A 21,097-nucleotide genomic window follows, 5' to 3' on the forward strand; every position below is an offset into this window, starting at 1 on the left:
GAGTTCGTCATTGGCGCATAGCCACGATCATAGCGGGCACGATCATACTCGGCACGATCATGGGGCCGGCCATGTGCATGGCTCGACCGACAAGAAACGCGTCCTGATCGCCGCCGGCCTGACCGGTGGCTTCATGATCGCCGAAGCGCTTGGCGGCCTCTTCACCGGGTCGCTGGCGCTGCTGGCCGATGCCGGCCACATGCTTGCCGATTCGATCGCGCTTGGTCTTGCCTGGTATGCGTTTCATCTTGCGGGGCGCCCGGCGACCGGCCGTCTCACCTATGGCTTCGGGCGGGTCAAGACACTGGTGGCCTACACCAACGGCATCGCCATCTTCGTCATCGCGCTGTGGATCGTCTACGAGGCATGGGGGCGCCTGCAGGTGCCGGTGCCGGTGCTTGGCGGGCCGATGCTGGTGGTGGCGATCCTCGGCCTCGTGGTGAATATCGGTTGCTTCTTCGTGCTGCATGGCGGCGACCGCGAAAGCCTGAACATGCGCGGCGCCATCCTGCATGTCCTCGGCGACCTGCTCGGTTCGGCCGCCGCGATCGTTGCCGCGCTGGTCATCCTGGCCACGGGCTGGACGCCGATCGACCCGATCCTGTCGGTCTTGGTCTCGCTGCTGATCCTGTACACGGCGTGGTCGCTGATGCGCGAAGCCGCGCATGTGCTGCTCGAGGGCGTGCCGCCGACCCTCGACCGGGATCTGATCGCCAGGGACCTGGAAACGACGGTCCCGGGCGTGCGCGAGGTGCACCACATGCATGTCTGGTCACTCGACGGAACAAGCAACATGGCGACGCTGCATGCCTGCCTTGGCGAGGGCGTCGATGCCTATCAGGCGGTCAGCGCCGTCAAGAAGCGGCTTGCCAGCGAGCACGGCATCAGCCATGCCACGGTGGAACCGGAGTTCGGCCAGTGCGCCGACAAAGGCGACGACGACGATCATGATCGCGGGCACCATGCAGCGCCGCATCATGGCCATTATCACTAGGGCCGATCGATTGATGTCGATCGGTGCTGCCTCAGGAGTTCCAAAGCTTTGAAAGCCAGCCCGATGAATGACCGCCGCTGCCCGGGTGCAGCGTGATGGACCGCGACACGCGCAATGCAGCCATCGCGGCGGTGTGGATCATGCTTCTGTTCGGCATCGCGGCCTTCTATCTGCCGACCGTGATGTTGGCACTGGGCAGCCTCTCGACCGTGCTGGCCGGTGCCTTTGGCATTGTCTTCGTTCTGGCGTTTTTCTCGGTGTTCTGGTTGCGGGCCCGCAAGCAGCGCAAAAACCAGGGTAAGTAGAGGTCTTTGACATGCGCATTCTGATCACTGGTGCCGCGGGAATGGTCGGCCGCAAGCTCATCGCCCGGCTGGCCAAGGACGGCATGCTGCGCGGCCGCAAGATCACCGCGCTCGACCTGCACGATATCGTGCCGCCGCAGGCGCCAATCATGGACGGGGTCAGCATCGCGGCTCACACGGGCGATCTCGCCGTGGCCGGTGCCGCCGAAAGCCTGGTCGCATCGCGCCCCGATGTCGTCTTTCATCTCGCGGGCATCGTGTCCGGCGAGGCGGAAGCCAATTTCGATCTCGGCTACCGCGTCAATCTCGACGGCACACGGGCGCTGTTCGACGCCATCCGCCTGGCCGGCTTTGCGCCGCGCGTCGTCTTCACCTCGTCGATCGCGGTGTTCGGCGCGCCGTTCCCGGACGTCATCCCCGATGACTTCCATCCGACGCCGCTGACCTCCTACGGCACGCAGAAGCAGATGAGCGAAGCGCTGCTGGCCGACTACTCCAGGCGTGGTTTCTTCGACGGCATCGGCATCCGCCTGCCGACCATCTGCGTGCGGCCCGGCAAGCCAAACAAGGCGGCTTCGGGGTTCTTCTCCGGTATCATCCGCGAGCCGCTGAACGGTCAGGAGGCGGTCCTGCCGGTGCCGCGCACCGTCGTGCACACCCACGCCAGCCCGCGTTCGGCGGTGAATTTCCTGATCCATGCGGCTCAGATCGACGGCGCCGCCGTCGGGCCGCGCCGCAACCTGACGATGCCCGGCGTCGCCGTCACCGTTGGCGAACAGATCGATGCATTGGAGCGCGTTGCCGGCGCCAAGGCGGTAAGCCTGATCCGCGAACAGCCGGACGAGACGATCTGGGCGATCGTCAAGGGCTGGCCGACACGATTCGAGGCGCGGCGGTCAAGGGAGCTGGGCTTCAGCGCTGAAAAGAACTTCGACGAGATCATCCGCGCGCATATCGAGGATGAGCTGGGCGGCAAAGTGTATTGATATTCAGGTGATGCCGGCCTGCGAACGGCTGATATCTCCGCTTCCGGTGCTCACGTACTTTACGTACGCTCCGCTCCGGTTCTCGGTATCAACCGTTCTCGGCACGGCCTGACCTGAATCTCAACACACCTTCGGGCTCTACTTATGGGTCAAACGCTGCCGGTCAGGCTCGCCGACAGGAGCAACAGTCCGAACAGGAAGACGAAGGCGGCGCCGCCGATCTCGACGATCGAGTGGATGCGGTTGCCCATGCGGCCATCGCCGGCGAAATACACCGCCCAGTTCTTAGCGGTCACCGCAAGGGTCGCAAGCGCCGAGACGGTGATTGCGGTTCCGAGCGACATCGCCAGCACGGAGAGTAGGCCGCCAAGCCAAAGCCCATTGAGCAGGGCGAAGCTGAGCACGATCAGCGCGCCGGAGCAGGGGCGGATGCCGACGGCGGCCACCGCCGTCCAGGCTGTGCGCCAGTCAAAGCGATCGCCCGACAACAGCGCCGGATCGGGCGCGTGCGAATGGCCGCAAGTGTCGCAGACCTCGCCCGCCGCGTGATCGTGATGAGCATGATCGTGCGCGCCATGACCGTGGTCGTGATGGTCGTGCGAATGGCCGTGCGCGTGGTCGTGATCGTCATGAACGTGCAGGGCGTGCGAATGGGCATGCGCCGAATGGCCGTGACCAGCATGCGAGTGACCGGCATGCGAGTGGCCGCCGTGGGAATTACCGGCATGGGCCGCCGACAGGCTGTAGGCGGGGCCCCTGCCGAACAGCCGCAGGACGGAGGGGCCGAGCTTGCGCCACAGCAGCCAGGCACCAAACAGGGTGACGAAGACGAAGCTCATGATCTCCATGAACCAGGCCGCATCGGTCATCGAGACGGCTGTGCCGCGCAGGACGAAATAGGCGACCGCCATCACGGCGACCGCGGTCAGGCCCTGCAGCAGCGCAGAGACGAAAGACAACAGGATGCCGCGCCGCAGCGCCACTTCATTGGCCACCATGTAGGACGAGATCACCGCCTTGCCGTGACCGGGACCGGCGGCATGGAAGATGCCGTAGGCGAAGGACAGGCCGATGAGCAGCCAAAGTTTGCTGTCGTCCTGGCGCATCGCCTTCATCGCCGTCGCCAGCGCGCGATAGAATTCCTGCTGCCTGAGATTGATCCACATCAGGATGTGGGCGAACGGGCCGGTGGTGGGCGCCATGCCGTCATTGACGCCGATGCCGAGCGAGCTCTGGGCATGGGCGACGTTGGCGAAATGCATCATGGCGAAGGTGATGGCCAACAGGCCGAATGCCAAACGCAGGGACGGTTTCGTCACCGGGTTCATCCTTCTGGCTGACAGTTCAGTTCAAGCTTGGTGGCGAAGATCTTGCTCATGTCGGTGCCTGTCGGATCGTTGAAGAAGGCGTCCGTCAGGGTCTTCTGGTTTTCCTTGATGGCTTCATCCGGGTCCGGCCGAACGACCTTGCTGGTGCAGTTCGATGGCAGGCCTTCAACCGTTATGTTGGAATCCTCGGTGAAGTCGATCGCGGTGTAGAATGTCGGATCGTAGACGCCAATGTCGATCTTACCGGCCAGCTTGATCGGCACCTTCGGTTCGGACTCGAACAGGATGATCAACTGGTCGTTGTCGAAATTGGCCATCAAATGCGGCGGCGGTGTCATCGCCACGTCCTTGCCGTCGACGGTGACGAGCTGGAAATAGTTGAACTCGGCCAGCGAGGCGTGGACGGTGTCGGCAACCTCCTTCAGTTCGTTGTCGTCCAGCTTGAGGTCGGAGTTCTTGTCGAACTCCATCATCACCGTGCTGGAGAACAGATCGTCGAAGCGCCAGAGATGACGGAGCGCCTTCACACTTTGGTGATCCGGGGAGAGGATCACGTCGAGGCGGGCCTCGGCGAAGACGTGCGGATGCACCTCAGCCGGTTCGACGGCGGCAAAGGTCGCCGCCAAGGCCGAAGCCAGCATGATTGCGTGCCGTTTAAGATGCATTCTCGGTCGCGATTCCATCGGCCTCGGAGAGATGTCGAGAGTTACCAGAAAGGGGGCGAAATTGGGACCGCTGGTGCTTGTCACCCAGATGGCGTGGCGGCTTGGGGACATCTACACGCACAAGAAAAGACTCAAAGCGCGTTGCGGCGCAACGCGCTTTGACGGCTGAGCCTAGTCAGGCAGCCTCGCGCGTCCTGAACCACTGCACCAGGAAATCGACGAAGACGCGGACCTTCGCCGGCAGATAGCGGCGATGCGGGTAGACGGCGAAAATGCCGCCGCCGGACAGGATGCGGTCATCCAGCACCGTCACCAGCCGGGCGCTCTCGATGTCGGGCGCGGCGATGAAGTCCGGCAGGACGGAAAATCCCAACCCCGCCACCGCCGCGGCGCGCGCCGTCATCGGACTGTTGACTTCGATCGGGCCCGACACCGAAACGCTTATCGGATCGCCATTGTCACCCTTGAACGGCCAGTTGTTCAGGCCTCGGCCATTGGTGTCGATGATGCACGGCATGCGGCCAAGGTCCTGCGGCCGTGTCGGCGTGCCATGCTTGGCGATCAGCTCGGGGGAAGCGCAGAGCTTTATCGAAAACGGCGCCAGGCGCCGGGCGATCAGCGACGAATTCTCCAGCCGCGAGATGCGCACCGCAAGGTCGAAGCCTTCCTCGACGAGATCGACGAAACGGTCGTCGAGCTGGATGTCGAGCACGATGTCGGGGTGCTGCTTGGCGAAGTCGATCAGCGACTGGCCGATCGGCGCGTCGGCGAAGGTGCGCGGCGCCGACAGCTTGATCCGGCCGCGCACGTCGCCGGAGGATTCGCGCACGGCGTCGGCCAGGCTGTCGACCTCGCGCACGATTTCCGAGGCGCGCCGGTAGTAGGTGTGGCCGGCCTCGGTCATCGAGAACTGGCGGGTGGTGCGGTTGAGCAGCAGCGCGCCGAGCTCGTCCTCCAGCTCGCGCACATACTTCGACAGCAGCGCCTTGGAGCGGCCGATCTTGCGCGCCGCCGCGGAAAAGCCCTCGGCTTCGACCACGTCGATGAAGGCACGCATGCGGGTCAGTGTGTCCATGGTCAGGCCTTTCGTGCCGCGTCGAGAAGTTTCCGGCCGAGCCGTATCAGGGCAATGTCGCTGCCGGAAGGGCCAAGCAGCGACAGGCCGAACGGCGCGCCGGCGACCGAGCCGATGGGCAAGGTGATTTGCGGAAAGCCGGACAGTCCGGCCAGGCACAGAAGCCGCAGCGCCCGCTCGCGAAAGGCCTGGAATTGCTCCGGCGTGCTGTCCACATACGGCGCCGGGCCCGGAACCGTCGGCAGGACAAGGAAGCCGTCCTTGCCGAGCAGGGCGGCCAGTTCGCCGCGAAAGGTCAGCCGGCGTACCGTCTCGCCCTGCGCCGTTCGGTCGTCGACGGCACGGCCAAAGCCGAAACGTTCCTCGACGCCGGGGCCGAGGTCGCGCTCGCCACTGGTGATCCATTGCCCGTGCACCGCCCAGGCTTCCTTGGCCTGCAGCCGGCGAAAGCACCAGTAGAGTTCATCCGGAGACGAGGTGAAGGGCGTTTCCGGCGACGCCGGCGCGCCGAAAATCGCGCTCGCCAGCGCCTTCATGTCAGCATATTCGGCAATCGCCGGGCGGGCGACCAGATCGTCCAGCCAGTCCAGCGACAGCGGGCGGTCCAAGGGGTGGTGGTGCGGGTCGCGGCCGAGCAACAGCTTGCCGACCGTCTCGTAGGTCTCGATGTCGTCGGCGAACCAGCCGAACGTGTCGAAACTCGGCGCCAGTTGCATGGCACCGCCGAGCGAGATGCGTCCATGCGTGGTGCGCAGGCCAATCAGCCCGCAAAAGCTCGCCGGCGCGCGGATCGAACCGCCGGTGTCGGAGCCGGTCGCGATGTCGGCCAGCCTGCCCGCCACCGCCACCGCTGATCCCGACGATGAGCCGCCGGTGACGCGGTCGGGCGCTGCCGGGTTCACCGGAAACGAAAAATGCGCATTCTGGCCGAACAGCGCGAAGGCAAGCTCGTCGGTCTGGGTCTTGCCGACGAAGCGTGCGCCGGCATCGAGAATCATCTGCACGGCGGGTGCGGTGCGCGAGGCGGCATCGCTTTCGTCGAATTTCCGTAAATTGCCACAGCCAGTGCGGTAACCGGCAACGTCGTAGATGTCCTTGACAGCCAGCCGCAGGCCGGCAAGCGGTCCGAGCTCGGCATGTGCCACCGGCATCTCGGGAAGATCGAGAAAGGCGTTTAGAGGGCCGTGCGTGCCTGTCATCGTTCGATATCCGGATACGGTTGTCGCAACATTGTTCGATGCCGGAAATTTTACAACCTTGGATGCGATTTTTATTGATTGTGAAACGCTTCGCTCTTATATCGCGCTTGCCCAAAGTCGCACGTGCCTGTGGGTGTCCGCCGATCCTCGAATGGTGAGGGAAATCGGTAAGGTAACTGGAGCCAACCCCTCCAGTCGGTTTAGCGGCCAACCGCCAGACCGAGGACACCTTGAAGCAACGACGGTGCGGGCCTTTCTGGTGTTCTGCCGGTTGTCCAAAGACCGGGGTTACTGAAGAGGCACACCTTCATTGCCGGCAGTGCGGAACGGGGTCTCCCAATCCAAGCCAAGGCAGACAAAGCGAACCGAGGCCGGGCAAGGCCAAGGTTCACCGCCGCGAGACGGCGTTTCATGGTTCCGGGGTCTCCACCGGCTGGTTCCATGGATTTCCGTCCCGCCTTTGTCCACCGCGTGTTCGCGAGGCCGAGAGCCCGCGTCCCGCAGCCTTTGTGCGCGCCGAAAGGCGCTGATGGAGAGACCCGATGGCTACCCAGCGCATCCTTGACTTCCTCGCCACCCGACGTCCGACCGGCCCCTGCCTCGTGGTCGACCTCGATGTCGTGCGCGACAATTTCCGCGCCTTCGAGAAGGCGCTTCCCGATTCGAAGATCTACTATGCGGTGAAAGCAAACCCGGCGCCGGAAATCCTGCGCCTGCTTGCTGCGATGGGCTCGTCCTTCGACACTGCTTCCGTTGCCGAAGTCGAGATGGCCATGGACGCCGGTGCGCCGGCGGACCGCATTTCCTTCGGCAACACCATCAAGAAGGAGCGTGATATCGCGCGCGCCTACCAGCTCGGTATCAAGCTGTTCGCGGTCGATTGCGTCGAGGAGGTCGAAAAGATCGCCCGCGTCGCTCCCGGCGCGCGCGTGTTCTGCCGCGTGCTGACCGATGGCGAAGGCGCCGAGTGGCCGCTGTCGCGCAAGTTCGGCTGCGTGCCGGCGATGGCCGTCGACGTGCTGCGCCATGCCAAGGGGCTCGGCCTCGACGCCTATGGCGTGTCATTCCATGTCGGCTCGCAGCAGACCGACCTGACCGCCTGGGATCGTGCGCTCGCCGACGCCAAGGCGGTGTTCACGACGCTCGCCGAGGAAGGCATTGTGCTCAAGATGGTCAACATGGGTGGCGGTTTCCCGACGCGCTATCTGCGTGACGTGCCGGCCGCCCGGGCCTATGGCCAGGCGATCTTTTCGGCGCTGCGCAAGCATTTCGGCAATGCCATTCCGGAAACCATCATCGAGCCGGGCCGTGGCATGGTGGGGAACGCCGGCGTCATCAAGTCGGAAGTCGTGCTGATCTCGAAGAAGGCCGACAACGACAATGTGCGCTGGGTGTTCCTCGACATCGGCAAGTTCGGCGGCCTGGCCGAGACGATGGACGAGGCGATCCGCTATCCCCTCGTCACCCGCCATGACGGCACGGAGACCGCACCTTGCGTGCTCGCCGGCCCGACCTGCGATTCGGCCGACGTGATGTACGAGAAGACGCCTTATCCGCTGCCCTTGTCGCTGACCATCGGCGACGAGGTGCTGATCGAAGGCACCGGTGCCTACACGACCACCTATTCGGCGGTCGCCTTCAACGGCTTCGAGCCTCTCCGATCCTACGTGATCTGACGGTTCGCAAGAGCCGATCAGATCATCCGGCGCGGGCGAAGAGATCGCCCGCCTCGGCTCGCTTGTGGAACAGATCTCCGCTCGCCGGGGATTGCGGAAATGGACATTGCAAATTTCACTGTTGAAGGCGCCGCGCACTGGTCGATCTCCTCCCTTGGGGGAGAGGTGGCCGGCGCTGTTGCCATCGTTGCCGAAACCGCGGCCGACGTCACGGCACGCGAAGCCTTGCTCGACGATGCCATGGGGCCGAAGCGCAAGGCAAAGTCGTCGGAAAAGCTGCGGCGTGGCCGGCGCCCTTCGGAAGGCCTTGCCTTCGTCGCGCGCGATGCGTCCAGCGCCGTGGCCGGCACGGTGCGGCTGTGGGACGTCACGCTGGGCGAGGGCGGTCCGGCAGCGCTGCTGCTTGGCCCGCTCGCCGTCGCCCCATCGCTCAAGAGTGCCGGCATAGGCTCGGCGCTGATGCGCCATGCAATCGCCGAGGCGGCGCGCCTCGGCCACGCCGCGATCCTGCTGGTCGGCGACGAGCCCTACTACGGGCGCTTCGGATTCTCGGCCGCCAGGACCGGTTCGCTTGCCATGCCGGGACCCTATGAACGGCACCGCCTGCTGGCGCTGGAACTGGTGGACGGCGCGCTCGACGGTGTGCAAGGCACGCTGAAAGCGGCGGGACGCAAGCTGAAGGCACAGGAGCTGACGTCGGCGGCCTGAGGCTGCAAGGGCAGCTTAAAGCGGGTACTTGGCTTATCGTCCAAAACAAAACGCCGCCGGTCGGGCGGCGTTTTGTGTGTCTGAAATCGATCAGCCCAGCAGCTGGCTGAGCGCCATGGCGACGGTCATGTCGCCTTCGACCTTGATCTTGCCGGTCATGAACGCCATCGTCGGGTTCAGGTCGCCTGATATCAGCGAATCCAGATCGTCGAGCGAGAGCTTGATGGTGCAATCGGCGGGGGCGTCGGTGGTCGAAATGGTCGCGCCGTCGATGACGATGACGCCGTCGCCGCCGGTGTCGAACTTCACGGAACGATCGAACCCGCTGCTGGCCACGCGCGACCTGATCTTCTCGGCAATCTCCTGAACGCTCACGCTGTTCTCCTTGTCTGGTTGCATCTGTCGCCCACCGGCGCTTCGATCCGGCCGAAGCCCCATGCCGTGTTTTTCGCGATCCTGGTCGCTGCCGCATATAGCTTTGGGTTGACGTTTACGTCAACGCGAATTCCGGCTGCGGGCGGCTCAATGTTCCGTGGACGGCTTGGTCATTTCCGGCGCCGTCTCGCTTTTCTTGCGGCGCAGCCAGTTGTCGCGGATCTCGTCCTTCGACAGGAAGTTGACCTGATCGATCAGGACCTCATGCACCAGGGTCGCGCCGACACGCTTGTTGACGGTGTCGCGGATCGCGGCGCGGAAGGCATCGAGGTCGATCGCCTCCTTCTTGGTGAAGTCGATCTGCGGATTGGAATAGAGGTAGGAATAGACTTGGTCCGTAATGAGCGCTTCGGCCGGGATCGACAGCTTCTTTATCTGCTCGGGTTCCACGGTGTAGACGAGCTTGGTCAGGAAATAGCCGTCGATCCTGGAATCGCGGATCAGCGGCACTGAAATGATATCGGTCTTGACGTAGTCGAGCCCACCCAGCATCGGCTTCGGGGTTTCGCCGACGCCTTTTTCGCCCGCCGCCTGGAACGAATAGAACACGGCGCCGAGCGTGGCGGCGCAGATCCAGATGGCGATGGCGATGACCTTGATCATCGGGCGTTGTCATTCCCTGGCGATGGAAACGCGGCGCTGTCTTCTTGCCTCGGCAAGATCGTCGGCAAAAACCGCTTCCCTTTTTTCGTCGACGCGGTGGCTCGGCTCGGCATCATGCCTTCGACCAGCCGAACTCGCCGGCGGAGTAGGTGCCGTCGGCTTCCGAGCGCTGGATGGCGCTCCGCAACAGGCTGGCGACCTCATTGACCGCGCTGAGGTGAGCCAGGATCGCCGCCTCGTTCTTCGCCAGCTTCTGGCGCAGCCGGGTCAGGCCCTCGCGGTGCTGTTCGAGGAACTCGGCTTCACCGCCGCCCTTCATGGCGCGGGTCAGTTCATAGAGATAGCGGCTCTTGCGGGCGTTCGATGCCTTCAGGTCATAGCTGGTGTCGCTGCGGATGCCGGCGGTCTCTTCCTCGACCACTTCCTCGATGCGGCCGATGATGGCGGCGAGATTGCCAGGCCGCGCGAACGGGATCGGCGCTTCCGACACGCTCATGCGCGCGGGCAGGTTGGCGGTGAATTCCGAAAAGTCGGCCATGAGAATCCTGGTCTAGTTAGGTTGAACTCGGATACGCGCTATCTCAGTGCTTGAGCATGATCTTTCCGCAAAGCCGGTTCCGATTTCGGGGATCGTGCCTAGATCTTGATGTCGGTCTTGATGGTCGTGTCGTCACCGGTGATCGACCGCGCGGCCTTGCGCTGCAATTCGTGCACCAACGAGGTTGAGAGGCTGTTCTGCTGATCGATCTCGGTCTTTTCCGGCCCGCCCGAAACCGGGCCGACCGGCACAACGCGTTTGCCTTCGAGATAGTGGTCGGCAAGCATCGACTTGGCGATGCCGATGCCGCCGCGCTCGGCCATGACGTCGGCCACCCGCTCGGCAAGCTGCGATTTCCACATGTCGCCGGCCAGGCCCTTGCCGTAGACGCCTTCGGTGTCCTTGGGCAGCATGTTCTGGATGAAGGTCTGCAGCACCATCGCCTCGAACTTCTTGAACTTCTTGGCGGGGTCGGTTGACGCGGCGGCCTTGTCGGCGGTGGCGCGCGACAGGATCGAGCCGGCATCGACCGACGCGGCGGTGTCGACCGAAAACGTCCCGGCGGCACCACCGGCCCGCTTTGTCAGCGCGGCGCGGGCAGCCTCGATATCCGTCGGGTCGACGGCTCGGGCAACATCCATAACGATGTCGCTGGGTGGAGAGATCGCCAAGAAAGTCCGCCTTTTGTCGGTTTTCCGTGGTTAGGACAATGCCTCAACAAGCTTGTGGCAGGCTTGCGCGGTCGCTGGCTGAAGCGCATCGCCCGGAAACGCAATCCTGCGACGCGCTTCAAGTCCTTGTTTTCATGCATGCCGTTGTCCCAAGACCGGAACCATTTTTGGGGACATGCGCTAATCGTCACTTTCCGGTTGCCGCTTCTGCGCGATCAGGTCGAGGCGCTCGCGGTCGGAGCGTTGGCGTTCGTCGCGGCTGCGCACATCCTTGTAGGTGCGCTCGACCATGTTGGTGCGCGCGGTTGCCGCAGCGATGAGGCCGGCCTCTTGCCTGGCGCTTTCGAGGTTCGCTTCCTGGCGCCCGACCGCGCTGGCGATGCGGCGATGGTAAAGGTCGGGAAACAGGCCCGAAAGGGAATTGGCCTGGTCGAAATGTCCGACCAGATCCCTGGCCTCCGCCTCGGCGGCGCTGGCCGCGGCAAGGAAGGTGGCATGACGAGTTTCGTGCAGCGCCTTCAGTTGCTCCTGCACCTTGACCAGTTTCTTCAGGCGGTCCCTGCGTGCGCTCATTGTCATCTTGCCAGCGTCAGGTCGACAAAGCCGTTGACGAACAGCGACAGCATGGTGCCGACGGCAAAATAGAAGATGATCATGCCACCGGCGATGACGAAGGGCTGGGAGATGAAATAGATCGGGATCTGCGGGGTCAGCTTGTTGACGAAGCCGATCGTCAGATTGACCAGGATGGCATAGGCGACAAACGGGCTGCCGAGCCGGATGACAAGGAAGAAGGTGTCCGACACCGTGTCGGTGACATCGACGAGTGCGGCCTGCGGATTGAAGAAGATGTTGACCGGGGCGACCGTGTAGGAAGCGACCAGCGCGCGTACGATCTCATGGTCGAAATCGAAGACGAAGAGCATCAACAGCGCCGAGAACGAGATGATGGCGGCGAGCGCCGCCTGTGGTTCCGGCTCCTCGATCGCCGGTCCGCCGGTGCCGCCATAGCCGATCAGCATGGCGATGGCCGAGCCCATGAAGCGCAAGGCTTCCATGTACAGCCTGGTCATGGCGCCGATCAGTCCGCCGACCAAAAGTTCCGAGATGATCATCGGCACCAGGATCTGCGGGCGCGGGTCGACGAAGGGAATGATGCGGTCCCAAAGGAAGGCGAGCAGGCCGCCGGTGGCGGCGACCGCCACGAACAGCCTGACCTGGACCGGAACGCGGGCGCTGGACAGGCCGGGCATCAGCATGAAACAGGCGCCGATGCGGCAGAAGGCGAGGAACGCCGCGATGACGACGCTCTGCGAAAGCACGCTCACGATATGGTTCCGAGCACCCTGATCTCGACGCCCTTGGCGATTTCGACATGGCTGAGCACCGGCAGGGTGGTGAACAGCCGCTCGATGATCATGCGCACATAGGGGCGGGCATCGGGCGCGGTGACCAGCACGAAACGCTCGCCGGCTTCCAGATATTTCTTGATCGCCTTGGTGGCGTCCTGGCCGAACTCCTCGAGCTGGCGCGGATCGATGTCGAACTCGCGCACCTCGCCCTTGGCGTCGCGCTTGAGGCTCTGGTGAAAGGCGAGGTCCCAGCGGTTGCCAAGACGCAGCACCTTCAGCACGCCGCCCTCGGAGAGGTCGCCGCAGATCTGCTGGGCCATGCGGATGCGGACATGTTCGACGATCTGCTCGGTGCGGCGCACATGCGGCGCGATCTCGGCGATCGCCTCGATGATCAGATGCAGGTTGCGGATCGAGACGCGCTCGGCGAGCAGCAGCTTCAGCACCGCCTGCAGGCCGGGATAGGAGATGTGCGTGGTGCAGATATCGTCGGCGAGCTTGCGGTATTCCTGGTCCTGCCGTTCGAGCAGCGCCTTCATGTCCTTGTAGGACAGAAGCTGCGGCAGGTTGTTGCGGATGACCTCGGAGAGATGGGTGAGCAGCACCGACATGTTGTCGGCGAAGGTGTAGTTCTCGCGCTTCAAATCCTCGGCGAAGGTTTCGAGCACGGAGTAGGCGCGCATGCCGAAGGCCGGCTCGCGGATTTCCTCGCCCGGTATTTCGGGCAGGTCGCGATTGCCGAGCAGCACCATGATCTCGCCGACGCGCATCTGGTATTCGGCCACCACGGTGCCGTGCACCTTGATCTGGTAACTCTTCGGCGGGATGGCGAAATCGTCGGCGACGCGCACCTCCGGCACGACGAAGCCGTACTGGGTGGCGAATTTCTTGCGCATCTTGGACATGCGGAAAACCAGTTCCTGATGCGAAACCAGGAGCCGCGTCGAAAGCTGCTTGCCGATCAGCAGCTCGATCTCGGCGGTGGCGAGCGAGGCCTTGACCGAATTCTTCTCCTCCTCCGCCTTGGTCACCTTCTCCTGGTTTTTCACCGCTTCGGCTTCGGCGAGGACCCGATTGGCGCGCATCGGGATGACGTAGCCGAGCCCAGCCATGCCGCCGGCCAGCGCAAAGAACGGAAACAGCGGCAGGCCGGGCATCAGGCCGAGCAGCACCAGCAGCGACGCCGCCACATAGAGGGCGCGCGGATGGGCGCCGAGCTGGCCGAACACCGCCTGGTTGGTCGAGCCGCGGGTGCCGCCCTTGGACACCAGCAGGCCGGCGGCGAGCGAGACGATGAGCGCCGGGATCTGGGTGACGAGGCCGTCGCCAACCGACAGCTTGATGAACACGTCGGCTGCCTCGCCCATGCCCATGCCGTGCCTGATATAGCCGATGGCGATGCCGCCGACGATGTTGATGGCGGTGATGATGAGGCCGGCGATGGCGTCGCCGCGGACGAATTTCGAGGCGCCGTCCATCGAGCCGAAGAAGGAGGATTCCTCTTCCAGTTCACGGCGGCGCAACTGCGCCGTCTTGTCGTCGATCATGCCGGCGGAGAGGTCGGCGTCGATCGACATCTGCTTGCCGGGGATGGCGTCGAGGGTGAAGCGGGCGCCGACCTCGGCGATACGGGTGGCGCCCTTGGTGATGACGATGAAGTTCACCACGATTAGGATCATGAAGACGATGAGGCCGATGACGAAGTCGCTGGCCATCACCAGCTTGGAGAAGCCGGCGATGACGTAGCCGGCGGCATGCGTGCCCTCATTGCCATGCGACAGGATCATGCGCGTGGTGGCGATGTTGAGCGACAGCCGCAGCATGGTGGCGATGAGCAGCACCGTCGGGAATGACGAGAAGTCGAGCGGCCGCTGGATCCACAGCGCCACCATCAGGATCAGCACCGAAAGGGCGATCGAGAAGGCGAGGCCGATGTCGATGAGAAAGGCCGGGATCGGCAGGAACAGAACGGCCAGGATGATGACGATGCCGATGGCAAAGAAGACGTCGCGGCCGTTCTTGGCTACTGCCCCTGCCGCTATGCTTTCGCTGATCGCCATGTTGTCCCCAAACCATAGGCTGCCGAACGTGCGACAGCCCGGTGAGGGTAGCTGGCCAAGCTTGCGCGAGGGTGGGAGACTGGCAGGTTCGAACGTCTCGCAAGAAGGGAAACCAGATGCTTCTGATCATCGGCACGATCCGCTTGCCGCCCGACACGCTCGGGGAGGCAAGGCCGGCGATGGAGCGCATGGTTCGCGCCAGCCGCGCCGAGCCCGGCTGCCTCGAATATTCCTATGCGCAGGATGTCTTCGAGCCCGGGCTGATCCGGGTCACGGAAGTCTGGAGCGACAGGACCGCGCTCGACGCGCATTTCCGCGCGCCGCACCTTGCGGACTGGCGTGCGAGCTGGCCGGCGCTTGGCATCGGCGAACGCAACCTCGTGCTCTATGAAGCCGGGGAGCCCAAGCCGACCTGATCGATCCGCGGGCCGGTTCCCGCCCGCCGCTGACGAGCACTCAGGATTTGCTGGTTCCAGCCGTCGCGACGCCAACCAGCCAGCGCCTGACGGCTCGTTCTTCCGGCGCCGACAGGCCCTCGGTCAGTTCGCTCTCGATCGCATGCACCCGCTCGCGGCATGTCCGCAGCAGCGCCTGTCCGCTGTCGCTGAGATCGATATGCTGGATGCGGCCGTGGACGGCATGCGGCTTGCGGACCAGCGCGCCGGCCCGTTCCAGGTTGGCGACGATGACGCTGAGCGTCTGCGGCGTGAGCAGCGCCAGCCGGGCGAGATCGGCGTTGGAGATGCCAGGATACGCCGCAAGCATGGTCAGCGTCACAAATTGCGGTTGTGTCACGCCGAGATCGGCCAGCGCTCTTTCCACCCTGAGCCGATGAGCGCCTGCCGCCTGTCGCAAGAGATAGCCGAGATAGCCTTCCTCGCCGCGTTTGCCTTCGCCCGGAGCCGGAATCGACGGACGTTGATTTGGCTTGCGCATGATGTAAGAGCTCTTATATGTTGTTCGAATACTGATATTATGACGACAGGGAGCTTGTGGCGATGGGTCATCGCATTTTTCTTGCCGGCGCCTCCGGCGCGATCGGGCAACGGTTGATCCCGCAGCTTCTGGCGGCCGGCCATCATGTGACGGGCACCACGCGCAATGCGGACAAGGCCGTCACGTTGCGCGCCCTTGGCGTCAAGCCAGCGGTGGTGGATGTCTTTGATGCCGAGGCCCTGTCGCGTGCGATGCTTGCTGCCCGACCCGAAATCGTCATCCACCAGTTGACCGACCTGCCGCCGGGCCTGGACCCGACCAGGATGGGCGAGGCGATCGTGCGCAATGCGCGCCTTCGCGACGAAGGCACCCGCAATCTGGTCGCTGCAGCCACCGCATCCGGCGTCCGGCGCATGGTCGCGCAAAGCATCGCCTGGGCCTACGCGCCCGGTCCGGAACCGCATAGCGAGGCCGATCCGCTGGACAGCGCCGCGGGCGGAAACCGCGGCATCAGCGTCGGTGGCGTCATCGCGCTCGAAGCGGCGGTGCTTCGGGCGCCATTCGCCGGCATCGTCCTGCGATACGGCCAGCTTTATGGCCCAGGGACGGGAGCCGACGCGCCCGCCGGCCCGTCGCCTCTGCATGTCGATGCCGCCGCTTATGCCGCGCTGCTTGCGCTCGACAAGGGCGCGCCCGGCATCTTCAACGTGGCGGAACCCAACCAGGCCGTTTCGACGCAAAAGGCGTCGAGGAACTGGGCTGGCGCGCCGATTTTCGCTTGCCGGCCTGAGGCCGCCGGTTCGTGTTCGGAGACATCGTCATGATCGGCAATCAATCCCGCTTGCGCACCGGCCAATATCTTGCCGCCGCCGGCACTGCCGCGTTTCTGCTCGCGCTCGCGGCAAGATGGGCCGGGCAGGGCGTCGTCGGCGCCGCGCATGAGGGCATGGAAGGGCACATGGACATGCAAAGCGCTGATGCGGGCGGTTCCGCCACTTCGCGGCCGAAGACCGTCGTCACGCCGGTTTCCTGTGAAAAGCTGCCTGATATGCCGGGCAAGTCGGTCACCACGGTGATCGTGGAGTTCCCGCCCAACGCCTACACACCTCGGCACCGCCATCCGGGTTCGGTGAGTGCCTTCGTCCTGCAAGGCACGCTGCGCTCGCAGTTGGAAGGCAGTCCCGCCGGCACCTACACCGAGGGACAGACCTGGTTCGAGCCGCCCGGTGCGATCCATCTTTTCGCCGAAAACGCCAGCACGACGGAGCCGGCGGCGTTGCTGGCGACCTTCATCGCCGACGACGATTGCGGCGCGCTGACCATCCCGGACTGACGGCAGCGCCGCCCGCGCTCCAGCCACAGGCAGTAAAAGCCTGCCCCCAGCGGGTCCAGCGCCACAATGGCGCCTTGCATGTCGCCATTGTGGTTGCCACGCCGTGTCGCCCGGCGTATCAGGCGAGCCTTCCATTGCCTTTCTGTTATCGGCGAGCCGCCCCGGTGCTTTCCAGAAACCAACCGCAAGTCTACGCCCGCCGGCTGCGCGCGGTGCTGATCAGATCGCTGCCGCTGCTCGAGGCGCGCGGCATCGCGGTGGTCATTCTGGCAGGCGCCGTCGGGGTGATGGCGGGCATCCTCGTCACGGCGATGAGCCAGATCGTGCAGGACCTGCACGGGTTGTTGTTCGGCGTCCAGCCCGGCGGCCGGCTTTCCGGCATGTTCTCGCTCGCCAACCCGTTGCAGGCGCTGATACCGGCGATCGGCGGCATCCTGCTCGGACTTTCGGTGCTCTGGCTGAGAAAGCGGAAATTCCGCACCCCCGTCGACCCGATCGAGGCCAACGCGCTCTATGGCGGGCGCATGTCGCTGACCGACACCTTCATCATTGCCGGCCAGACGATGATTTCCAGCGGCTTCGGTGCTTCTGTCGGGCTGGAAGCCGGCTATACCCAGGTCGGGTCCGGCCTGGCGTCGCGGTTGGCGCGCGTGTTCAGGTTGCGCCGCAACGATGTCCGCATCCTGGTTGGCTGCGGTGCGGCCGGCGCCATCGCCGCCGCCTTCGACGCGCCGCTGACCGGCGCCTTCTATGGTTTCGAACTGGTCATCGGCATCTATTCGGTCGCCAATGTGGCGCCGGTGATGACGGCCGCGATCTCGGCCTCGCTGACCGCTGAAATGTTTGGCGGGGTGCCGTTTCCGCTCGAGCTTTCGGGTCTGCCGGCGCTAACCGCCAGCCAGTACGTGCCGTTCCTGCTGCTCGGCCTGCTCGGCGGTGCGGCCTCGATCGCCATCATGCATCTGGTGACGCTGATCGAACGCGCCTTTGCCGGGCTGTCGGTTGATGCGTCGCTGCGTCCCGTCATCGGTGGTGTCGTCGTCGGGCTGCTCGGACTGATCACCCCGCAGGTCCTGTCCAGTGGCCATGGCGCGCTGCATCGCGAATTCGCCATGAATTATGGGCTGGGCGTGGTGGCGAGCGTCTTCGTGCTGAAACTGGCGGCGTCGGCGATCTCGCTGGGGTCGGGTTTCCGCGGCGGCCTGTTCTTCGCCTCGCTGTTCCTCGGCGCGTTGCTCGGCAAGGCATTCGCCGGCGTGATGGCTTTCGTTTCGCCGGCGACCGGCATCGACCCGTCCGTCGCCGCCGTTGTCGGCATGACGTCGCTGGCCGTCGGTGTCGTGGGCGGTCCGCTGACGATGACCTTCCTGGCGCTGGAATCGACCCGCGACCTGACGCTGACCGGCGTTGTCCTGGCCGCCTCGATCATGGCCGCGATCCTGGTGCGTGAAACCTTCGGCTATTCGTTCTCGACATGGCGCTTCCACCTGCGCGGCGAAACAATCCGCAGCGCCCACGATGTCGGCTGGATGCGCAGCCTCACCGTCGGCTCGATGATGCGCAAGGATATCAAGACCATCGATGCCGCAACGACGCTTGCCGCCTTCCGCAAGGAAGTGCCGCTCGGTTCGGCCCAGCGCGTCATCGCCGTCGACGCGGGCGATCATTATGTCGGCGTGCTGATCGTGGCCGAACTGCACAGCGATCCCTCCGACGGCGAGGTGCCGGTGCGCTCGCTCGCCCAGTTCCAGGACGCCGTGCTGGTGCCCAGCATGAATGTGCAGTCGGCCGCAGAGACGTTCCAGCGCGCTGGCGCCGAAGAACTGGCCGTCGTCGAGGATTTCACCGACCGCATCGTGCTCGGGCTTCTGACCGAGGGCCATCTGATGCGGCGCTATGCCGAGGAACTCGACAAGGCGCGCAGGGACCTTTCGGGCGAAGGGTAGGGAGCGCAAAGCCCCCCGGGTGTCAGTGCTCGATCGGCCCCTTGGCCATGACGAGAGTCGTGCCGGCGGTCGTCGGGCGCTCGATCATGCGGCGCACGCGGGGCGGCTCGCCGCCGCTGTGCAGGGCGCGCAGGCGTTCGCCGACGACGGCGTCGGCATGGGTGATGCGTCCATTGTGGCGCACATATTCGAGCCAGGTCGGCGTGTGATAATGCTCGATCCAGATCGCCGGGTTTTCAAGGTCGCGCGCCAGCGTCCAGTTGCGGGCGCCGTCACGGCGTCGGATGCGGCCACGTTCAGCCATGGTGGCGAGGAACTCCGGCACGTCGTCATCGCGGATGATGTATTCGATCATGATGGCGATGGGGCCGCTGCGCGGCTTCAGGTCGAGTGCCAGGTGCGGTTCCTTGAAGCGGTTGAGCGGGTCGAGGTTGAGCACCTGCTGTTGCGGCAGCGGCAACAGCAAGCCGATGGCGCCGCCGGCCAGCATGGCGATGCTGGCCGCGATCAGCGCGGTCTCGGCACCATGCGCGTCGGCGACGACGCCCCAGATCCAGCTGCCGAGCGCGATGCCGCCGAAGGTCGCGGTCTGATAGACCGACAGCACCCGGCCGACCACCCAGCGTGGTGTCGCCATCTGCACCGTGACGTTGAAATGCGAAAGGGCGATCACCCAGCAGGCGCCGCCGACAAGCAAGCCAAGCGACGTCTGCCAGGCATGATGGCTGACGGCGGCATTGAAGGCGCAGACGGCGAAGCCGGCGAAGGCCGAACGCACCATCGTCTCGCTGGACAGCAGCTGGCGCAGCCGCACGCTGATCAGCGCGCCGCCGACGGCACCGATGCCGAAGGCGCCAAGCATGATGCCGTAGGTCAAGGCGTCGCCCTTGACGACATCGCGCGCCACCAGCGGCAGCAGCGCCAGCACCGCGCCGGCGCTGAAGCCGAAGGCGGCGCCCCTGACCAGCACCTTGCCGATGTTGGGCGACATGGCGACATAGCGCAGGCCGGCGCCCATGGCAGCCCCCAGCGATTCGCGCGGCAAGGTCGATACCGGCACGTCCGGCTTCCAGCGCGCCAGCACGACGATCAGGCCGATATAACTCACGGCATTGGCCGCGAAGGCCGCCGCCGCACCAGCCGCGGCGACGATGATGCCGCCGATCGCCGGGCCGACGCTGCGGGTCAGGTTGAAGCCCATCGAATTGAGCGCGACGGCGGCCGGCACCTTGTTTCGGGGAACGATGTCGCCGACCGAGGCCTGCCATGACGGGCTGTTCAGCGCCGTGCCGCTGTCGATCAGGAAGGTGAAGGCAAGCAGCGTCCACGGTGTGATCAGGCCGGAATAGGTGAACAGGGTCAGGAGCACCGAAACGACCAGCATGAAGGTCTGGGCGACGAGCATCACCTTGCGCCGGTCGAAACTGTCGGCGATCGCACCGGCGACGAGCGCAAACAGCATGATCGGCAAGGTGGTCGAGGCCTGGACCAGAGCCACCTGGTAGGACGAGGTGGCGATCGTGGTCATCATCCAGGCCGCGCCGACGCCCTGGATCAAGCCGCCGAAATTCGAGACGAGACTTGCGGCCCATACGGCGCGGAAAATGCCATGCCGGAACGGCGCCAGCGCCGAGGCGCCCTCGCTTTCCGGCTTTTCGTCAATCATCGGGAGTTCCTGCCATGTCGTGCGGATTCGTCAAATGATCCGTTTGCTGAGATCATTTGCCGAAAGTAGGGCATCGCACCGCAAAGGGCGAACGCCTTTCAAAAAGGATCATGGTCCAACAATGGGATAGCTGCGGTCCACGCCTTTATCTCCGGCCGAGGGGCAAGGGTGAATCAGCGCGCGTCACCGACCGCGGCATGCGGCGTCCGCAAAGACATCGATGCGCATGCGGTGACATCGGGCCGGCGACCGCCTTGCCGGCACGGACGGACCGAACCCGCTGCCCGCAAGCGGGGCGGTTGCTTTCACGCAATTGCGGACGGAAGGCCGCCGCGCCTGTCCTGAAGTGCTCAGAACCCGTTCTGGATGCGCTCGAAGATGACGTTGGTGAAGGCCGATATCTGGCTGCCGATGAAAGGCCCGGTCAGCGCCACCACCAGCATGATGGCGACGATCTTCGGCACGAAGGTCAATGTGATCTCCTGGACCTGCGTCAGCGCCTGGATGAGGGCGATGCCGATGCCGACGACCATGGCGACCAGCACCACCGGGGCGGACGCGGTGAGCACCGTCCACACCGCGTACTGGACGATGTCGAGAGCGTCGGCCTCGTTCATGTGG

General features: G+C 64.7%; 23 protein-coding genes. 9 read left to right on the forward strand and 14 right to left on the reverse strand.

The window, feature by feature from the left end; genetic code table 11:
* Positions 1-10 precede the first annotated feature (10 nt).
* The 3 genes from AC56QQ_RS08915 (at position 11) to denD (ending at position 2,285) form a co-directional block, all read left to right on the forward strand.
* Entirely contained in the window at positions 11-994 is a 984-nt protein-coding gene (locus AC56QQ_RS08915; protein ID WP_489863091.1) for a cation diffusion facilitator family transporter, read from the forward strand.
* 92 nt (positions 995-1,086) lie between these two features.
* The gene (locus tag AC56QQ_RS08920) at positions 1,087-1,299 is read left to right on the forward strand and encodes a hypothetical protein (protein WP_497126491.1); all 213 of its coding nucleotides are present in this window, start codon (positions 1,087-1,089) and stop codon (positions 1,297-1,299) included.
* Between the two features lie 11 nt (positions 1,300-1,310).
* Entirely contained in the window at positions 1,311-2,285 is a 975-nt protein-coding gene (gene denD, locus AC56QQ_RS08925; RefSeq protein ID WP_497126493.1) for a D-erythronate dehydrogenase, read from the forward strand.
* Between the two features lie 149 nt (positions 2,286-2,434).
* On the opposite strand, the gene AC56QQ_RS08930 is transcribed toward denD, so the two are convergent.
* The 4 genes from AC56QQ_RS08930 to AC56QQ_RS08945 form a co-directional block, all read right to left on the reverse strand.
* Positions 2,435-3,613: a nickel/cobalt transporter gene (locus AC56QQ_RS08930; protein WP_497126495.1), complete on the reverse strand. Its 1,179-nt coding sequence runs from the start codon at positions 3,611-3,613 to the stop codon at positions 2,435-2,437.
* Positions 3,610-4,278 (reverse strand): DUF1007 family protein, encoded by a 669-nt coding sequence (locus tag AC56QQ_RS08935; RefSeq protein WP_497126497.1) that lies wholly within the window; start codon positions 4,276-4,278, stop codon positions 3,610-3,612. The genes AC56QQ_RS08930 and AC56QQ_RS08935 overlap by 4 nt, the downstream gene beginning before the upstream one ends.
* A 175-nt stretch (positions 4,279-4,453) precedes the next feature.
* Positions 4,454-5,353, reverse strand: coding sequence for a LysR family transcriptional regulator (locus AC56QQ_RS08940; RefSeq protein ID WP_497126499.1), 900 nt, complete (start codon positions 5,351-5,353; stop codon positions 4,454-4,456).
* A gap of 2 nt (positions 5,354-5,355) precedes the next feature.
* Positions 5,356-6,552, reverse strand: coding sequence for an amidase (locus AC56QQ_RS08945; protein WP_497126501.1), 1,197 nt, complete (start codon positions 6,550-6,552; stop codon positions 5,356-5,358).
* Between the two features lie 542 nt (positions 6,553-7,094).
* On the opposite strand from AC56QQ_RS08945, the gene odc2 reads away from it, so the two are divergent.
* Together odc2 and AC56QQ_RS08955 are read left to right on the forward strand one after the other, a co-directional pair.
* The gene (gene odc2 / locus AC56QQ_RS08950; protein ID WP_497126503.1) at positions 7,095-8,228 is read left to right on the forward strand and encodes an ornithine/lysine decarboxylase; all 1,134 of its coding nucleotides are present in this window, start codon (positions 7,095-7,097) and stop codon (positions 8,226-8,228) included.
* Between the two features lie 99 nt (positions 8,229-8,327).
* Positions 8,328-8,936, forward strand: coding sequence for a GNAT family N-acetyltransferase (locus AC56QQ_RS08955; RefSeq protein WP_489863087.1), 609 nt, complete (start codon positions 8,328-8,330; stop codon positions 8,934-8,936).
* A gap of 90 nt (positions 8,937-9,026) precedes the next feature.
* On the opposite strand, the gene AC56QQ_RS08960 is transcribed toward AC56QQ_RS08955, so the two are convergent.
* From AC56QQ_RS08960 to flhA, 7 genes are all read right to left on the reverse strand, one after another.
* Positions 9,027-9,311, reverse strand: a complete 285-nt coding sequence (locus tag AC56QQ_RS08960; protein ID WP_489863086.1) for an SCP2 sterol-binding domain-containing protein — start codon at positions 9,309-9,311, stop codon at positions 9,027-9,029.
* Positions 9,312-9,458: 147 nt separating this feature from the next.
* Positions 9,459-9,974, reverse strand: a complete 516-nt coding sequence (locus AC56QQ_RS08965) for a hypothetical protein (RefSeq protein WP_497126505.1) — start codon at positions 9,972-9,974, stop codon at positions 9,459-9,461.
* A gap of 112 nt (positions 9,975-10,086) precedes the next feature.
* A complete protein-coding gene (locus AC56QQ_RS08970; RefSeq protein WP_497126507.1) occupies positions 10,087-10,512 on the reverse strand; it encodes a hypothetical protein in 426 nt (141 codons plus the stop codon).
* A 98-nt stretch (positions 10,513-10,610) separates the two neighbouring features.
* Complete coding sequence (locus tag AC56QQ_RS08975) at positions 10,611-11,153, reverse strand: rod-binding protein (protein WP_489863083.1); 543 nt, start codon at positions 11,151-11,153, stop codon at positions 10,611-10,613.
* A gap of 210 nt (positions 11,154-11,363) precedes the next feature.
* A complete protein-coding gene (locus AC56QQ_RS08980) occupies positions 11,364-11,756 on the reverse strand; it encodes a hypothetical protein (protein ID WP_489863082.1) in 393 nt (130 codons plus the stop codon).
* Positions 11,757-11,758: 2 nt separating this feature from the next.
* Entirely contained in the window at positions 11,759-12,511 is a 753-nt protein-coding gene (fliR, locus tag AC56QQ_RS08985; protein WP_256751510.1) for a flagellar biosynthetic protein FliR, read from the reverse strand.
* Complete coding sequence (flhA, locus tag AC56QQ_RS08990; protein WP_497126509.1) at positions 12,508-14,595, reverse strand: flagellar biosynthesis protein FlhA; 2,088 nt, start codon at positions 14,593-14,595, stop codon at positions 12,508-12,510. Before flhA ends, fliR begins: the two co-directional genes overlap by 4 nt.
* Before the next feature lie 116 nt (positions 14,596-14,711).
* On the opposite strand from flhA, the gene AC56QQ_RS08995 reads away from it, so the two are divergent.
* Complete coding sequence (locus AC56QQ_RS08995; protein WP_497126511.1) at positions 14,712-15,011, forward strand: putative quinol monooxygenase; 300 nt, start codon at positions 14,712-14,714, stop codon at positions 15,009-15,011.
* Positions 15,012-15,051: 40 nt separating this feature from the next.
* Here AC56QQ_RS08995 and AC56QQ_RS09000 read toward each other — a convergent pair whose 3' ends face one another.
* A complete protein-coding gene (locus AC56QQ_RS09000; protein WP_497126513.1) occupies positions 15,052-15,531 on the reverse strand; it encodes a MarR family winged helix-turn-helix transcriptional regulator in 480 nt (159 codons plus the stop codon).
* A gap of 62 nt (positions 15,532-15,593) precedes the next feature.
* Between AC56QQ_RS09000 and AC56QQ_RS09005 the strand changes: the two genes are divergently transcribed.
* The 3 genes from AC56QQ_RS09005 (at position 15,594) to AC56QQ_RS09015 (ending at position 18,810) form a co-directional block, all read left to right on the forward strand.
* On the forward strand, positions 15,594-16,355 hold the full coding sequence (locus AC56QQ_RS09005) for an NAD-dependent epimerase/dehydratase family protein (protein WP_497126515.1): 762 nt from the start codon (positions 15,594-15,596) through the stop codon (positions 16,353-16,355).
* On the forward strand, positions 16,352-16,864 hold the full coding sequence (locus AC56QQ_RS09010; protein ID WP_497126517.1) for a cupin domain-containing protein: 513 nt from the start codon (positions 16,352-16,354) through the stop codon (positions 16,862-16,864). Before AC56QQ_RS09005 ends, AC56QQ_RS09010 begins: the two co-directional genes overlap by 4 nt.
* 164 nt (positions 16,865-17,028) lie before the next feature.
* The gene (locus AC56QQ_RS09015; RefSeq protein ID WP_497126519.1) at positions 17,029-18,810 is read left to right on the forward strand and encodes a chloride channel protein; all 1,782 of its coding nucleotides are present in this window, start codon (positions 17,029-17,031) and stop codon (positions 18,808-18,810) included.
* 22 nt (positions 18,811-18,832) lie between these two features.
* Here the strand turns inward: AC56QQ_RS09015 and AC56QQ_RS09020 are convergent, their stop codons facing one another.
* Positions 18,833-20,476, reverse strand: a complete 1,644-nt coding sequence (locus AC56QQ_RS09020) for an MFS transporter (RefSeq protein ID WP_489863075.1) — start codon at positions 20,474-20,476, stop codon at positions 18,833-18,835.
* 350 nt (positions 20,477-20,826) lie between these two features.
* The gene (fliQ, locus tag AC56QQ_RS09025) at positions 20,827-21,093 is read right to left on the reverse strand and encodes a flagellar biosynthesis protein FliQ (RefSeq protein ID WP_023761707.1); all 267 of its coding nucleotides are present in this window, start codon (positions 21,091-21,093) and stop codon (positions 20,827-20,829) included.
* Positions 21,094-21,097 lie beyond the last annotated feature (4 nt).

The organism is Mesorhizobium sp. RCAM 05099, assembly GCF_059683685.1.

What these genes read in the sequence shown, in the direction of transcription:
- denD (WP_497126493.1), top strand. Translation starts at nt 1,311, where the DNA reads ATGCGCATTCTGATCACTGGTGCCGCGGGAATGGTCGGCCGCAAGCTC.
- AC56QQ_RS08930 (WP_497126495.1), bottom strand. Translation starts at nt 3,613, where the DNA reads ATGAACCCGGTGACGAAACCGTCCCTGCGTTTGGCATTCGGCCTGTTG.
- AC56QQ_RS08935 (WP_497126497.1), bottom strand. Translation starts at nt 4,278, where the DNA reads ATGCATCTTAAACGGCACGCAATCATGCTGGCTTCGGCCTTGGCGGCG.
- AC56QQ_RS08940 (WP_497126499.1), bottom strand. Translation starts at nt 5,353, where the DNA reads ATGGACACACTGACCCGCATGCGTGCCTTCATCGACGTGGTCGAAGCC.
- AC56QQ_RS08945 (WP_497126501.1), bottom strand. Translation starts at nt 6,552, where the DNA reads ATGACAGGCACGCACGGCCCTCTAAACGCCTTTCTCGATCTTCCCGAG.
- odc2 (WP_497126503.1), top strand. Translation starts at nt 7,095, where the DNA reads ATGGCTACCCAGCGCATCCTTGACTTCCTCGCCACCCGACGTCCGACC.
- AC56QQ_RS08955 (WP_489863087.1), top strand. Translation starts at nt 8,328, where the DNA reads ATGGACATTGCAAATTTCACTGTTGAAGGCGCCGCGCACTGGTCGATC.
- AC56QQ_RS08965 (WP_497126505.1), bottom strand. Translation starts at nt 9,974, where the DNA reads ATGATCAAGGTCATCGCCATCGCCATCTGGATCTGCGCCGCCACGCTC.
- AC56QQ_RS08970 (WP_497126507.1), bottom strand. Translation starts at nt 10,512, where the DNA reads ATGGCCGACTTTTCGGAATTCACCGCCAACCTGCCCGCGCGCATGAGC.
- AC56QQ_RS08975 (WP_489863083.1), bottom strand. Translation starts at nt 11,153, where the DNA reads ATGGATGTTGCCCGAGCCGTCGACCCGACGGATATCGAGGCTGCCCGC.
- AC56QQ_RS08980 (WP_489863082.1), bottom strand. Translation starts at nt 11,756, where the DNA reads ATGAGCGCACGCAGGGACCGCCTGAAGAAACTGGTCAAGGTGCAGGAG.
- flhA (WP_497126509.1), bottom strand. Translation starts at nt 14,595, where the DNA reads ATGGCGATCAGCGAAAGCATAGCGGCAGGGGCAGTAGCCAAGAACGGC.
- AC56QQ_RS08995 (WP_497126511.1), top strand. Translation starts at nt 14,712, where the DNA reads ATGCTTCTGATCATCGGCACGATCCGCTTGCCGCCCGACACGCTCGGG.
- AC56QQ_RS09000 (WP_497126513.1), bottom strand. Translation starts at nt 15,531, where the DNA reads ATGCGCAAGCCAAATCAACGTCCGTCGATTCCGGCTCCGGGCGAAGGC.
- AC56QQ_RS09005 (WP_497126515.1), top strand. Translation starts at nt 15,594, where the DNA reads ATGGGTCATCGCATTTTTCTTGCCGGCGCCTCCGGCGCGATCGGGCAA.
- AC56QQ_RS09010 (WP_497126517.1), top strand. Translation starts at nt 16,352, where the DNA reads ATGATCGGCAATCAATCCCGCTTGCGCACCGGCCAATATCTTGCCGCC.
- AC56QQ_RS09020 (WP_489863075.1), bottom strand. Translation starts at nt 20,476, where the DNA reads ATGATTGACGAAAAGCCGGAAAGCGAGGGCGCCTCGGCGCTGGCGCCG.
- fliQ (WP_023761707.1), bottom strand. Translation starts at nt 21,093, where the DNA reads ATGAACGAGGCCGACGCTCTCGACATCGTCCAGTACGCGGTGTGGACG.